Origin of the sequence: Pseudomonas sp. MTM4 (genome assembly GCF_019355055.1) — a bacterium.
GTDB lineage: Bacteria > Pseudomonadota > Gammaproteobacteria > Pseudomonadales > Pseudomonadaceae > Stutzerimonas.
This window is the reverse complement of the sequence record NZ_CP048411.1, coordinates 2862061-2875528: the sequence shown is the minus strand read 5'-3', so window position 1 is coordinate 2875528 and position 13468 is coordinate 2862061. Positions and strand designations below refer to the sequence as shown.

13 protein-coding genes, 1 pseudogene and 1 other annotated feature are annotated in these 13468 nt (G+C 55.4%); of the genes and pseudogenes, 7 read left to right on the top strand and 7 right to left on the bottom strand.

Going from position 1 to position 13468, the window contains the following annotated elements; all coding sequences use genetic code 11:
- Positions 1-2: 2 nt before the first annotated feature.
- Together GYM54_RS13245 and GYM54_RS13240 are read right to left on the bottom strand one after the other, a co-directional pair.
- Positions 3-683: a thioredoxin domain-containing protein gene (locus GYM54_RS13245; RefSeq protein WP_008569955.1), complete on the bottom strand. Its 681-nt coding sequence runs from the start codon at positions 681-683 to the stop codon at positions 3-5.
- On the bottom strand, positions 680-1114 hold the full coding sequence (locus GYM54_RS13240; protein ID WP_003292674.1) for a disulfide bond formation protein B: 435 nt from the start codon (positions 1112-1114) through the stop codon (positions 680-682). Before GYM54_RS13240 ends, GYM54_RS13245 begins: the two co-directional genes overlap by 4 nt.
- Before the next feature lie 209 nt (positions 1115-1323).
- On the opposite strand from GYM54_RS13240, the gene GYM54_RS13235 reads away from it, so the two are divergent.
- A complete protein-coding gene (locus GYM54_RS13235) occupies positions 1324-2283 on the top strand; it encodes an arsenic resistance protein (protein ID WP_003292675.1) in 960 nt (319 codons plus the stop codon).
- A gap of 25 nt (positions 2284-2308) precedes the next feature.
- Here GYM54_RS13235 and tnpC read toward each other — a convergent pair whose 3' ends face one another.
- Complete coding sequence (tnpC, locus tag GYM54_RS13230) at positions 2309-2671, bottom strand: Tn3 family transposase post-transcriptional regulator TnpC (protein ID WP_003292676.1); 363 nt, start codon at positions 2669-2671, stop codon at positions 2309-2311.
- Positions 2668-2844 (bottom strand): hypothetical protein, encoded by a 177-nt coding sequence (locus GYM54_RS13225; protein ID WP_003292677.1) that lies wholly within the window; start codon positions 2842-2844, stop codon positions 2668-2670. Before GYM54_RS13225 ends, tnpC begins: the two co-directional genes overlap by 4 nt.
- A gap of 143 nt (positions 2845-2987) precedes the next feature.
- Between GYM54_RS13225 and GYM54_RS13220 the strand changes: the two genes are divergently transcribed.
- A complete protein-coding gene (locus GYM54_RS13220) occupies positions 2988-3155 on the top strand; it encodes a hypothetical protein (protein ID WP_197446040.1) in 168 nt (55 codons plus the stop codon).
- A gap of 305 nt (positions 3156-3460) precedes the next feature.
- On the opposite strand, the pseudogene GYM54_RS13215 reads toward GYM54_RS13220, so the two are convergent.
- Positions 3461-3670 (bottom strand): annotated as a pseudogene (locus GYM54_RS13215) (type II toxin-antitoxin system HigA family antitoxin); the annotation flags it as partial.
- 149 nt (positions 3671-3819) lie between these two features.
- On the opposite strand from GYM54_RS13215, the gene GYM54_RS13210 reads away from it, so the two are divergent.
- Positions 3820-5042, top strand: a protein-coding gene (locus GYM54_RS13210; protein ID WP_076611849.1) for an IS3-like element ISPst4 family transposase whose coding sequence is annotated in 2 segments (ribosomal slippage) — positions 3820-4105 and positions 4105-5042 — 1224 coding nt in all. Because the reading frame shifts where the segments join, the coding sequence is not laid out codon by codon here.
- Positions 4098-4214: a sequence feature (AL1L pseudoknot), on the top strand. It overlaps the preceding gene by 117 nt.
- Before the next feature lie 109 nt (positions 5043-5151).
- On the opposite strand, the gene GYM54_RS13205 is transcribed toward GYM54_RS13210, so the two are convergent.
- Complete coding sequence (locus GYM54_RS13205; RefSeq protein WP_023444708.1) at positions 5152-5709, bottom strand: hypothetical protein; 558 nt, start codon at positions 5707-5709, stop codon at positions 5152-5154.
- 379 nt (positions 5710-6088) lie between these two features.
- Here GYM54_RS13205 and GYM54_RS13200 point away from each other — a divergent pair, with 379 nt between their 5' ends.
- Positions 6089-8590, top strand: a complete 2502-nt coding sequence (locus GYM54_RS13200; RefSeq protein WP_081262847.1) for a site-specific integrase — start codon at positions 6089-6091, stop codon at positions 8588-8590.
- Positions 8587-11700: a site-specific integrase gene (locus tag GYM54_RS13195; RefSeq protein WP_023444705.1), complete on the top strand. Its 3114-nt coding sequence runs from the start codon at positions 8587-8589 to the stop codon at positions 11698-11700. The genes GYM54_RS13200 and GYM54_RS13195 overlap by 4 nt, the downstream gene beginning before the upstream one ends.
- Before the next feature lie 12 nt (positions 11701-11712).
- On the opposite strand, the gene GYM54_RS13190 is transcribed toward GYM54_RS13195, so the two are convergent.
- Complete coding sequence (locus tag GYM54_RS13190) at positions 11713-11925, bottom strand: helix-turn-helix transcriptional regulator (RefSeq protein WP_019341961.1); 213 nt, start codon at positions 11923-11925, stop codon at positions 11713-11715.
- A gap of 148 nt (positions 11926-12073) precedes the next feature.
- On the opposite strand from GYM54_RS13190, the gene GYM54_RS13185 reads away from it, so the two are divergent.
- Complete coding sequence (locus tag GYM54_RS13185) at positions 12074-12307, top strand: hypothetical protein (RefSeq protein ID WP_019341962.1); 234 nt, start codon at positions 12074-12076, stop codon at positions 12305-12307.
- Positions 12300-13460, top strand: coding sequence for an Arm DNA-binding domain-containing protein (locus GYM54_RS13180; RefSeq protein WP_023444704.1), 1161 nt, complete (start codon positions 12300-12302; stop codon positions 13458-13460). Before GYM54_RS13185 ends, GYM54_RS13180 begins: the two co-directional genes overlap by 8 nt.
- The last annotated feature ends 8 nt before the right edge of the window (positions 13461-13468 follow it).

Sequence of the window (13468 nt, the reverse complement as noted above, 5' to 3'; positions counted from 1 at the left end):
TGTCATTCTCGTGCCTTGGCCACTTCGCTGTTCACCAACTGGCGCAGCGGCTCCGGGCCAAACTCGCTGAGCGCACGACCATTGACAAAAAAAGTCGGCGTGCCACGAACCCCAACGGCTTTAACGTCCTGCATGTCCGTTTCCAGCACGGCGTTGACGCCAGGCGTATGCATGTCCTGGCGGGCCTGTTCCAAGTTCAAACCGACGCGCTCTGCAGCAGCCCATGCCTGCGTTACCTTGGGGTCGTCGTGCCAACCGGGTTGGGCTTCCAGCACAGCCCCCAACACTTGTTCATGGAGATTTTGCTTACGCGCCGCCTCCAGCATTCGCGCCACCTCTTCGGAGCCTTGATGGAACAGTACATAGCGCAGCACCAAACGCACGTCTTCCGGGTTCTCGGCGAGGATCTGCTTCACATAGGGGTGGAAGGCGCGGCATGCCTCGCAGGAAGGGTCAAAGAATTCGACGATGGTCACTGGCGCTTGCGCCGGGCCGAACACTGGTGAGTGGAAGCGAACCAACTGGCCGCCGTTCTGTTTGGGTTGTGTCGCGGTCTCTTGGGCTGTCGAACCGGGAGCCTGGGCCTGTTGAGGCGATTGCGAGGGGGAATAGAAGAATGCGGCGGCAGCAAAGACGGCCAGGATCACGACACTGACGATCAGGACCACGGAACGGCGATTCATGGGGTGGTTCTCCGACGGATGATTATGAGCAGGATGGCGATAAGGATAAAAGCGAACAAGGCGAGTGCCGGCAGGGGCACCACGCCGAAGAGGGTCATTCCGGCGCCTGAGCAGGATGGACCAGTGGCCGTGCAGGGCTGGATCGGCTGTGGAATCAGCCCTGCATAGAGCAGCGTGTGAACAAATGCCAGTGCCGCACCGATAGCGGTCAGCGGCAGGGCATAGTGCCAGACGGTGAAATCCGAGCGGTAGCAGGCGATGGCCAGGATCACCGCCAGCGGAAACATGAAGGCACGCTGGAACCAGCACAACACGCAGGGTGCCTGGCCCATCACCTCACCAATGAACAGCGCGGACAGGGTCGATACCAGTGCGACCAGCCAGGTTAGCAGCAGCAGGTTCCAGGGCATGCCTGAAGGTTGAGGATTCATTGCGGTTAACTCCTGGCGATGGCGAGCACTTGCCTCAGACCCGCCATCCAGTTATTTCGAAACATCATGCATCCTCTTATCGGCAGGACTTGTTAGGACCGTTGCGGACTTCGCCCAACGGCAAAGCGAAAAGCAACCAGCCTCAACGCTGGGTTAAATCCGATGCCAGTGGGAGAATGTCGCCCTTGCGCAACAAGGGAAGATATCAGATGTCGCGGGACTGGCTGGAAGAACACCAGATAGCATTTTATTTCGCGGCGGTGGTGGCCGCTGCCATTGCAGGCCTGAGCTCTGCGCAATTCACCGGACTGACGGCCATGGCCATCACACCGGCGATTGCCGTGCTGATGTATGCCATGTTTCTGCAGATTCCTTTTTTGGAGCTGCGAGAAGCTTTTGCCAACCGCCGCTTCGTCGGTGCCTTGTTGCTGGCCAACTTCCTATTGGTGCCATTGATGGTGTGGCTGGTGACGTGGCCGCTCTCATCGAACAAGGCCTTGTTGGTCGGCGCGCTGCTTGTCCTGCTGACGCCTTGTATCGATTACGTGGTGGTCTTCACCCACCTGGGCAAAGGGGACTCTCGTCTGGTGCTCGCGGCGACGCCATTGCTGCTGTTGCTCCAGCTTCTGCTGCTGCCCCTCTACTTGCGGCTAATCCTTGGCCCCGAAGCCGGCACAGTGATCGAGCTGTGGCCCTTCGCAGAAGCCTTCCTGTTACTGATCGTCCTACCCTTGGTAGCGGCTGTGCTCACCGAATTTGGCGGACGCCGATCTCTGCTGCTTCGCGCATGGAGCGCAGGTTGGGCCTGGCTGCCAGTGCCTGCAATGGCCCTGGTTCTAATCGTGGTGGTGGGTTCGCAGATCGCGGCTGTCGTGTACCAACTCGACATCCTGGCGCCGTTGCTTCCGGTATACGGAGCGTTTCTACTACTCGCTCCGGCCCTCGGCGTACTCAGCTCCCGGCTATTTGGCTTGGAGGCTTCTGCCGCACGGGCAGTGGCCTTTAGCTCAGGCACTCGCAACTCGCTTGTAGTGCTTCCCCTGGCCCTAGCGCTCCCGGAGTCCATTCGCGCGCTGGCCGCGGCGGCTGTGATTACTCAGACACTCGTAGAACTGATTGGTGAATTGATCTACTTACGGGCGATTCCAGCCATGGTCAGAAACAGTTGAGCCTCGTCGAAATCGGCGAGAGCGCTCATGCCTCGTGCTGTGGAGCAAGATTGATCAGCGGCGCAATGATGAGCTGAGCGGAGCGCGCCCAAGAAACCAGTGCCTCAAGATCCATCTGTAGAGATTGGGCTTCTGTCCAGATACAAGCACTCTCGGCAGGCACCGTAAGAGCGATGCCCTCAACTATCGTCAGAGCCATCGCATGCAATCTCAGTAGCTCGTCGCGAATGGAGGTGATTCCACCCAGTTCCACCAAGCAGACGTCCAAGCGATCAACCAGCCGGAGCAGTTGAGAGGTGTCGAAGCTGTCGCGCAGGTTTTCCAACGCCACGGCGTCCACTTCGCCGTACGGTGTAAGGCGGAAGGATGCGGGAGGAATGTTGATCATGGCGTTTTCTCGGTATCTAGCTGGCTAGGTCTGATCACCCGCAGCGAGCCGGCAGCTTGTTGGAACACCGAGTCCTTGATCCAGGGCTCCGGTGGCCGGTTTAGCTTGAGGTTGAATTCGCCGAAGCGCTTGAGGTTGCTGGTCAGGTAGAGTGGTTGGGCCCCCTTCAGCATACATAGCGGAACTGGTGTAGACGACTAGCCCTGAGCTAGGCCTTGGGCTTTCAAGCAGCTCCAATGATCGGCACTGAATGCTAGGGAGCGGATTACTTCTAAAATTCTGGCTAACACGCTCACACTTAAAAACGCTTCTGGATATGCTGGAAAAAGGCAAGCCAAGCAGGCGAAAAATTGACACTAACTACTTTCAATACAATGGTTATTTCTTGGGATATAACTCTTCTAAAGATAATGCCGGTAAATACGGATTTGAAGAAAGCCCTGCTGAAATCAAGCAAAAAGTGAAAGAGCTTTTACTAATCTAGCTCGGTCGAACAAACTAGGTCTATTGCTCGTTGAGTGATCGTCTCTGAGCATTTTAACTGCTGCCGTTGCTGGCAGCCATGAGTCAAAAATTGCACTCAACGACAGGCAGCTTTTGGCCGAAAGCAGCCGTAGGTTGCTTTGAAGTGAGAACATCAAATGGATGTCATCACGGACGTCGTGATCAGCCTGTTACTCCATCGCGAGGCTTACGAACCCTAGGCTTCTAGCATCTTGTCGATTGCGGGATTCGCGCGGCTGGATGGCGTCGGTTGGAGCGAATACCCAGGGAGCGCTAGATCACTCCGAGCCCATGCTGTTCCATTCGGAATCTGATGGCCTCGACGGGATCAGAAGGTGGGATCGGATAGTGTTCGTCTTCATATTTCTCGATCAACGCTGCGAGCGCTTCTAGCGCATCACTCTCTGGCGTACCGATCGGGGCACCCCACAGTTGCTCCATAAGCGCCAAAGCGGTAGCTAGGTCGCCATCAGTACGAATCGGCTTGATCTTCATTAAAACTGCCTCGACATTAATGGATGCACTGTACCTGCATAAGCCAGGGCGCTAATTTTTAAACTAGGTGCTCCTGAAGAGGGCTGGATAACCTGATAGTGAATCACCCCGGGTTTCGTGGAGGCCTCAACTCTTGAGAAGATGAGGCCATGAGAAAGACTACTACCTACTCCCCTGAAGTCCGTGAGCGTGCTGTGCGCATGGTTCTGGAACACCTGAACGACTATCCGTCCGAGTGGGCAGCCATTGAGGCCATCGCTCCGAAGATTGGCTGTGCCGCGCAAACCCTGCATGGCTGGATTCGTCGCCAGCAGACCGATGCGGGGCAGCGCCCCGGTCAGACCAGTGAAGAGCGCGAGCGCATCAGAGCCCTAGAGCGCGAAAACCGCGAACTGCGTAAGGCAAACGAGATATTGCGCCTGGCCAGTGCGTATTTTGCCCAGGCGGAGCTCGACCGCCGCACCAAGTCCTGAGGGCGTTTGTCGATCAGCATCGTGACCGTCTCGGGGTCGAGTCGATCTGCCGCGTGTTGCAGATCGCCCCGTCCGGTTACCGCAGGCACGTGGCTCAACAGCGCAACCCGGCACTGCGCTGTTGTCGTGCTCAGCGCGATGACGCATTGACCCTGGAAATCCAGCGAGTGTGGGATGCCAATATGCAGTGCTATGGCGCGGTGAAGGTCTGGAAGCAGCTGCGGCGAGAAGGCATCGAGGTCGCCAGATGCACGGTGGAGCGGTTAATGCGTCGGGCCGGATTGCAGGGCATTAGACGTGGCCAGATCGTGCAGACAACGGTGGCCGGCGACAAGGCCCTTTGCCCGCTGGATCGTGTCCAACGCCAGTTCCATGCCGACCGCCCGAACCAGTTGTGGGTGTCGGACTTCACCTATGTATCGACCTGGCAGGGCTGGCTGTACGTGGCGTTCGTGATCGACGTCTTTGCACGGCGGATCGTCGGCTGGCGAGTCAGTACCAGCATGAAGACAGACTTCGTACTGGATGCCCTAGAGCAAGCCTTGTATGCCCGTCAGCCGCATTGCTCGGGTGGTCTGATCCATCACAGCGACCGTGGAAGCCAGTACGTCTCGATCCGCTATACCGAACGGCTGGCAGAGGCCGGCATTGAGCCTTCGGTTGGCAGCAAGGGAGACAGCTACGACAACGCCTTGGCCGAAACCATCAACGGGTTGTACAAGGCCGAGCTGATTTACCGTCAGTCATGGAAGAGCCGCGAAGCCGTCGAAATGGCGACTTTGAAATGGGTGCACTGGTACAACCACCAACGCCTGCTGAGCTCAATCGGATATATCCCGCCTGCGGAGGCTGAGGCAAACTTCCACCAGCAACAAGCAGGTCAGGCCATGGCGGCCTGACTTAAACGAAACGGCCTCCACAAAACCCGGGGCGATTCATAGTCGCGCCGCTATGCAAAGCATAATATACGGCGCTTTGGGGTTAGCTAGTTAATGGAAATTATACAGGTCATTCGTCTTTTGCCAACCATCTGAGTCTCGCCCTACGGATATAGCTTGGGGAAACGCCTAGGCGCTCGGCTAAAATTCGGTCAGAGGTCAAACCAAACTCGGCTGCAATTTTAGCAGTGATTTTTGGATATGGTTTTTCAAACGCTTTTATTCCCAGCTCTTTTCGTTTGGATTTGATCGGGTAGTTACTAACTTTTAGCCTATCGGCTAACTCGTAGTCGGGCATAGTGCCAAGAAGCGCAATCGTTTGCTCGTTCCAAATTTCCTCAAGTGGTTGGAACTTAGGCCGGAGGGGTTTTGGCTCCGGAATACCAAACTCAGTTCGAGCCTCCTTAATGCTTTTTGCGGGAATACCGAGGTCTTTGGATAGGCTGTAGTCCGTCTGTACTGCCAGCCGCTCAATCAGCGATTGTGTAAGTTCTAGCTTGAAGCTGAATTCGGCGATACCGTTGGCCTTTCGATACCGGCGGACGGTAGTCGCTCCCACCCCAAACCTCCTCGCTATTTCGCGGTCGCTGAACTGGCCGACCTGGGCTTTCCAGTCGCTTTTACGCATGTGCATTTCCTCCATTTTGAGCAGGCGAGAAATTCACCGCTCTATGAGGTAGTGCTCAGAGCAAGTGCACCGATTCCAGTTCGATATGCCTAGGCACCGAAAATATTATCGAATAGTGAGCGGGCGGCCCTATGTCTAGTGCCTGGAGGGGGATGGCCTCGACTTTGGAAGCTGCAGCGCTTCCAACCCGCGCATGCGCGGAATCCGTGTGAGAATACTCGGCGTATCGACCTGGTTTTCCGCGCATGCGCGGAAAACCAGGTGTGGTGTCAGCCGATTCTGAAAAATCAGAACCAGCTTCTGGATTTCCATGGCATGCCCGAATTGGGGGACTTCGGCTTAGCACTATTAGCTAGTACTCACACGATAGGACTAGCTGATGTCGAACTCACTAAGCCAGCCAAGGGATGCCGGCTGCGAAACCACATTCAAAGAGCTGCTACAGCTGGCAGCAGGGTCCGGGCGTGACGTAACTGTCATAACAGAGATTCTGAAATTTATAGATGCTCATCCTCAGCTCATAGATTTTCCCCGAATAATCCAAGGGTTGTTAAACGCGCTGAATGAAATGGAAAAGCCGCCGGTTCTGTTCGTCGGTGATTTTGATCCCGTGGTCTGGCGGCATGAGTGTCACTGGATAATTTCTAATAGGAGCAATCCGCGGTTCATCTCAGCCCTGGGCCCTCGTTTTTTTTCCGGAGATGAGGCGCGCAGGCGTAATCCAATCATTGGACAGGGCGTCCAGGATTACGCTTTCCCGTATGCAATGTTATGGCATGAGCCGGCCGATGTTGATGGCGCGCCAGATTACTACCGGCTTGTAGGACAGCTACTGGTGGCGCATCAGGAGAGCTCTGGTGCATCGGACCTTCGCGGCCAGAAATACAATGCATATCTCAAGCTGCGTACGCTTTGCGCGAAGGAACTACTGACCGTCCCTGCAGAGCTAAATATTTGGTCTAGTCCAGCCATATTTATGCGGAGCTGCACAGTTTTCGATCCCAGTATTTCAGTCGACGTCCATGCTGATGCCTTTCCTGCTGTTACCCGGCTAGTTCGTTATTGCGGGGGCGATCAGCCACCTGAGCGTCGTGGTGGTGGTGGCAATCATCGAGGCAGGATGCCAGTCCGCTCCGGATTAGGTGTGGTAGTAAGTCAAGGGGTAACCAAGTTCCCTCTTGATGATCCGGACGATCCCGATCTACTGCCAGGCCATATTAGTTTTGTTGTTCCACGGTTAGACCATGATTTCGACGAAGAATTGCCCGACGGCGAAATCACTGCGCCAGATGAACTCTGTTTGATCGATACCGGCGGCGAAGTCAGGCCCTATGTCGCCGAGTTGCTCAGCCATCAGGGAATCCTCGCCCATATTGCCCGCGCTCGGCAGTTCTTACCGTTCGGATTCAACCTGCTGACGTTGCCCGAATTAGCAAATCTCCTGTTCAGCGTCACTGATGAATTTCTGCAGTGCCGGGAGCGGTTCCGCACAGCGCCACTGCCAGAGCAGGTAGGCATCCGTACGCGCATGGAGGCGCTACTCGCCCTACATCTCATGCTCTGGTTCGGCAGGTCACTTGAGGATTGCACAAAACTACAGATCTCTGAGGGCGGCGCGCGCCCGCGGGTGGCGTTTGAGCTTATACCTGCTAAAGACTTGGAGTCTGCTGAGTTCAGGTTTTTAATACCTACACCAGATTACGCTGCGGAGGAGCAACTGCCCCCTGAAACGGTTCGAAAGAGGGGGGCGGCAGTTTCAGTACCGGATATGGTGGGAGCCGCGACGTTAGTATTGGGAGTCAGAGCGCTGCCATCTACGACCGGAACGGCCGTATTTGCCGGGAAAGTTAAGAAAATTGAGAGCGAAGTTCGTGTCCTCTTGAAAGAATTGGGGGGAGGTGACCCGCGATATACAGTTCACAAGATTCGTTCCTATTTACATCGCCAAATAATCACCGATACACACGATGTGGTTGCGGCCACGATGTTGTCCGGGCTGCCTTGCCTGTCGGCTAATACTGCGCTTTATTACACCCAATACAGCGTTGATCACCTACGCAGCCTCTATTGTCATTCAGTGCGAAATGTATTAACCGCTATTTACGGCACAGTAGGTTTGGAGGCGCCAGTTACTAACGTCATTAGCTCTTCAGAGATGGCGGTTGGTGCCCGAAATTGTCTGAAACTTAGCGCTGTGAAAAACAATCTTGAAGCATTGCTCGCAGTGCTGCGCAAACGCCCACGAAAAGATATTCAAGAGCTGATTCATTGGCACAACTGCCTGACGCTCTGGACCATCCTCATGTTCCTAATGGCGACCGCGTGTCGAGCCATCCGCAACCCGCTAAAAGCAGTGGAAGAGTTCGAGCAACGAAGTGGCCACGGCGCACTGGGCGATAAAGGCGCAGATGACGGTCACATGAGCCGTCTGGTAGTGATGCCTGAGCTACTGCGTCGGCAGCTAGAGGCATACGACGCGCACTGCTGTGCAATTCGTGTGAAGTTCAAATACGGCCTACCTGCACAGACTCCTCCTAGGTCCGGTTTTTTCCTGTGGTTTGCTGATGACAATCGGCTGTACTACGAGGAAATCCGTCCGTCACATATCGACGCATATATGCGGCAGGTGGTTGGTTTTACACCCCATCCAGTGAACGGTTTCCGCAAGTTGCTGAGGACCGAGCTCGCAGAGCGTGGGTGCCCGCCTGAAACGCTTGCCGCATTCATGGGGCACTGGCTGCATGGCGAGGCGCCCCAAGAGTCGTTCTCAAGCTTTTGTCCTGGCGCTTATGTCCAGAGCCTCCATGCGTATTTATTGCCGCTGATGAGAGAGCTCGGTTGGATGGTTCGCAACAGCCACCTAGTTAAGGAGGCTAAATGACCATTTCGACCCTTTCTGAGGAAATGCTGTCAGCAATTTGGAGTCCTGAAAAATACGATCCAGAATGGAAGAGCGAATTTCTTCAGACGCTCAAGGAGCGCTGCAGAGACTCCAACAATGTCATCGGAGAATGGCTCTGCGGTAAACGTTCGCTGAGAAATTTTCCTGTCGAAAAGATGCGGGAGCTTGAGAATCAGCTTGAAAGCTCGACATTACGCAATGCACTGCGAGACGTAACAAGCCGGGCGCGGCGATTCAACCCGAGCCTGCCGCTTGCCCACATAGCGATCGACACGCGGCGTCCCGCAAATCCAATCAATCCCGACTTGTATACAGCAGAGAACATCTCAGCCAGTCGAGACGTGATCGATTCGCTGGAACGGGCGCTGAGACACGACCTGGAGCAACTCACCCCCCACTGCCGGGTTGGGCTACTCCTGCTGAGCGCCGCCTACTATGGCGCGCTGATGGACATCCCCCAGCTAAATGCGCTGACCCAGCTTGATGTAGGTCAGATTATTTGGGTATCTGGGATACCAGAGTTCCGGCTCAAGCTTTCAATCCGTGGGCAATCCGAGGCTGAGAGTAGGCAATGGTTCCCAGATCCGATGACACTGGCACTGTTGTCCCGTTGCGCTCCAGATCTAAGTGAATTGAGACCTTATCTGTCCAAGAGGGACGGAAAACTTCACTGTATTCAGGCGGCATTGGCCGTAGGTGGGGTAGATAATCAGAGCCAACCCGCGTCTCTCAGTCGACTGTTTGAGCTGCTGCGTATCAAGCGCCAAACGCAGCTACCGCAGCTGTTGATCAATTACACCACCAGATACGGTTACGTGACGCATTCTGTCTTGGCGGACTCATGGCTGCATCTGCAAGGTGACAGATCGTCTTCAAATCATGAACAAAAAAGCAAACGTAAAAAGCATCGGCTGGGTAGGCCCGAACAACGAGTTCCGGGATGGCTGACGACGTTATGTCGGCAGGTCCGTAGAGGACGGGTTTCGGTACTGGAGGTTGAGCAGGTACCTACGACGCTAGAAGAATTGATCACCGGTTGGGCATCGTTTCTGCTTCATGGCCGCTCGTTCTATGGCAACCCTTTGCAGTCCAAAACGGTTGCCAACTATGTTAGAGACGTCGGTATAGGATTGGACAATTTGCTGTCTGTTGGGTCGATTCTAGATGTTCCGCCGGACGCGTTAGAGGAGTTGTATGAAACGCTGCTGGAGGTACAACCCACGGCGCCAATGAGGAGAAACCTAGCCAAGGGCCTGCTGGAGTTTCATGGATACCTGCAAAACAGCTTCTCCTATCCACCAATCAGCCCCTATGCCGCATTGGGTATTGGGAAAACGCCTCAGTTCGTTGATGCCCAGATCATCAATGAAGAGCAATATCGTCAGGTGCTGCGAGACCTGGCCACAGGCCCGCTAAGCCATCGCTCACCGCGTATTGCTATGGTCGCGCAGGCTGTGGTGATTTTCGGATACCGACTGGGATTGCGGCGTAATGAGTCGCTGAAGTTGCTGCGCCGCGATCTGCAGTTACCGACGCTCTCTGCCGCACGTGCAGCTGCACTGCGTAGACGGCATCCGAACCTGAAGCCGCTATCGGCTGAGCAGCGAACCGCGCTCAACCTTCCCGCGGCTCTGCATATTCGCCCCCATTCTCAGCGTGCGCTCAAAACGCGCAACTCAACGCGTACGCTGCCACTCCATGTGTTGCTCGAGCCAGATGAGCTGCAGCTGATAGAGCGCCTGGCGCGGTTGCGTGATGACGAAGAGGAGAAAAGTCCATATTCGGAATTTCTGTTCTGTATCCCCGAGCTGCAGACACGATGGGTTTCCGAATCCACCTTGTTACCTGCAATTCATGCCTCCCTCCGCCGGGTTACAAGATGCTCCGATATGCACTACCACCACCTGCGGCACTCGGCTGCAACCTGGCTCACCTTCAAGCTGGCCGCCACAGCGTTAGGGGCATGCGAGAACGCTCGACTTCTCTTCGGTGAGCAATCTCAGACGATGGCGTGGTTGCTGGATGCAGAAAGGTTAAATAATGCGTTTTTCCATTCCCGGAAAGCCGCCACCCGCCGTGTAATCCATATCACCAGCGCTGTGCTCGGCCATGCGAGCCCCAAGACGTCGCTGCTGCACTATGTGCACTGCATGTCTTGGCTATCGGCGTTGTGCTGGCAATGGGAGCCCAAGTTTTGGCCCCCTGGCCATGTCATCGCAAAAATTGCCGGGGTCAGCCTGCCAAGTAAGCCAGAAGATTTGGCTGCGCCAGGGTTGCCAGCTGAGATCCGCCATATGCGGCGCATCATCGGTCGTATCGGGGTATACAAACGCAGTAAACGTCGCAAAGTCAGCTACCCGATGAGCCCCATAGAATCGAATGGCGAAGGGAGGGCTCTGACAAGGATGAATGACATCTCGTCCATGCTCGCATACCAAGCGTACGCGGAAGCATCAGGACAGTCGGTCAACATGGACTGGGTGGAGTTTTCCGATGCGGATCGATCGGCCATGCTGGAGCGGGCAAGGTATATCCGTCAGCTTGGTAAGCACCGCCTTAGCGGTTCGGCGACTTGCGACCCGAACGGTAAAGTTGAGCTGGTGCCCAGGCCGCCCAGACACGGAGGTTTAGCTGGCGTAGCTGCCTACGCTGACCGGCTCTACCGATTGCTTGACGGCAGATATAAGGCAAAAACTAACAGGGTTCTGGATGACTTCGTCGAGCGCTGCTGGGCGAGCGATACCACGCTGCGATTCCACTCTGGGCAGGATGAGCAGAGCGTTCGAGAGTACCTATGGGTGCTGTCTGAGCTGCGCATTCCTTCTGCCGATATTGAGTTCATCATTTACGATGAGCGCACACCCAAGCGAACCAAAAGCCTTTGGCGAAAAGTGTTACGGAAGCCCCGTTTGAAGTTTATAGAGCAGGTGCCCGAGAACAGGCTTGTTGAGAATATGCACCTCGGGATCCGCGCTAGGCTACGCCTTACAGGTGCGGGTTTCACTGATCAGGAAAGGAACCATCATTCCGGCGCAGCATTGCGCTACCTCTTTCTGATGACTTCGATCGACTGGCATTTCCGAGCATGAAAGGGTGGGCATTCAGCCCTCCGGATCATCCTGCAGTTCCAGCAAATCGCCCACCTGGCAGTTCAGGTACTGGCAGATCGTTTCTAGGTCCTTGAGCTCCACCCGCTGCGCGGTCTCGTGATAGAGCCGCGTGAGGGTTCCGCGATTCATCCCTGTGTCCCTGACTACGTCACTGATTTTCAGCTTCCGCTCGCCCAGTAAGCGAGATAAATGGCACTTGACCATTCTAATCTCCGAAAAATGATCTTCAGAAGATCATTTTGCCCTTGCAAAGCTCAAAATGAGCGTTATATTGATCTGCAGGAGATCATTATGAGTTTTCAGAAGCTCATAAGAATCCGCTGACGTTCAATTTAGCAGAGAGGGCATAGCCATGTCTCACACATACCTGACTACCGAAGAGTTGGCCACGCGCATGAAGTACGACGCGCGCACCATCCGTAATCGCTTGAAAGATTCAGTCCTGCTCGAGGGGATCCACTACTTCCGCCCCTTTGGCGGCCGCAAGATCCTTTTCATCTGGGAAGCCGTCGAAGAAGACATGCAGAAATTCTCGCGGACTTCCGGGCTGGTTCCTATGGCCGGCGGGGGCATCTGCCATGGGTAAGATTCGTGCCCGCGCCGACAACGAGAAGTTGTTCTTTGACTTCACCTACCTGGATCAGCGCTGCCGCGAGCAGACCACGCTGCCTGATACGCCCGCTAACCGGAAAAAGCTCGAGAAGATCCTGGAGCGCATCGAAGCGGAAATTACCCTTGGGAGCTTCGACTACGCCACCTACTTCCCCCAAAGCAGCAAAGTGCTAGAGATCAGTCGGCTGCAGGCTGGCTGTGCATCGCTGAAAACACCACTGTTCAAGGATTTTGCAGAACTGTGGTTTGAGGAGATGAGGGTCGAATGGCGTGATACGCACGCCAAAACCGTGCGCCTTACCCTTGATAAGCATTTGCTGCCTGAGTTCGCTAAGAAAGAGGTCAGCGCCATCACCAAAGCAGAACTTCTGTCATTCCGCTCGGCACTCGGCAAAGTCCCCGGGCAGAAAGGTCAGAGTCTGACAGCGACGCGAATCAACCACATCATGACGCCATTGCGCATGATCCTTAGTGAGGCAGCTGACCGCTTCGAGTTTACCTCGCCATACCTCAACATCAAATCACTGAAAGTCCCCAAGACAGACGTGGAGCCCTTCACTCTGGATGAGGTGCTGCAGATCCTCGGCACAGTGCGTGACGATTTCCGCAACTACTACACGGTGCGTTTCTTCACCGGCATGCGGACGGCCGAAATTGATGGTTTGCAGTGGAAGTACGTCGACTTTCAGCGGCGGCAGATTTTGATCCGTGAGACCTGGGTGGGCGGCAAGCTCGACTACACCAAGAACGACGGTTCGCAGCGTGAGATCGATATGTCCGAGCCGGTTTATCAGGCGCTCATCGGCCATCGCGAGAAAACCGGCAGTGGGCAGTTCGTCTTCTGCACCCGCGAAGGTACGCCGCACGCATACCGCAACATCAACGACCGGGTTTGGTACCCGCTGCTGCGGCACCTGGGGTTGCGGCGGCGGCGCCCCTACCAAACTCGTCATACAGCCGCGACCCTGTGGTTGGCGGCTGGTGAAAACCCGGAGTGGATCGCCCGGCAGATGGGGCATACCACCACCGAGATGCTGTTCCGTGTCTATTCGCGCTATGTGCCCAACCTGACCCGCCGTGATGGCAGTGCCTTCGACAACCTGATCAAAGCCAATCTCAAGGCCTGAGGAGTTCC